General features: G+C 42.2%; 1 pseudogene. It reads right to left on the bottom strand.

Annotated elements, in window-relative coordinates:
* Window positions 1–587, bottom strand: a pseudogene (locus AAEZ02_RS21790) (IS630 family transposase); the annotation flags it as partial.

Raw genomic sequence — 587 nt, forward strand, 5'->3', positions numbered from 1 at the left:
AGTCTCGTGTGCACAAACTTTTTACCCTGTCCTTACACTGAATAAACGTATTCCAAGCGCGGCAACACTGTTCAACGATATCGTCATAACCTTCAAAACACCTATTTGCCAAACAATGCTGTCTTAGCCATTGCCATACCTGTTCAATGGGATTTAATTCCGGAGAATAGGGTGGTAATTTGAGGACCGATAAATTACTGAATTCTTTTGCTATATCATCCGTATGCCAACCTGCACCATCAATGATAACAAGTGCATACCTATCCGAATGAGTTGCTTCTGAAATTTGTTTTAAGTGTTGCCACATAGCCGCCCTATTAACAAATGGAGTGACCAAGGCTTCTGTTGCACCCGTCGCAGGGCAAACTGCACCAAAAAGATAAGCATATTCAAATTGTTGCTGCCTTACCGCTCTTGGCCTCGAGCCTTTTGCTGCCCATAGTCGCGTGGTGGTATTTTGTTGACCAAATCGAGCCTCATCTTGAAACCAAATATCGACGGTGTCTAAAGGAATATAGACAGGGATCGTTGCGATCGTTTTAGAAATGAGTTTTTTTAAAATCTTCTTGGGCTGCTAAGGATTGTTT

The organism is Shewanella sp. T24-MNA-CIBAN-0130 (assembly GCF_040310185.1).
Lineage (GTDB): Bacteria > Pseudomonadota > Gammaproteobacteria > Enterobacterales > Shewanellaceae > Shewanella > Shewanella psychromarinicola.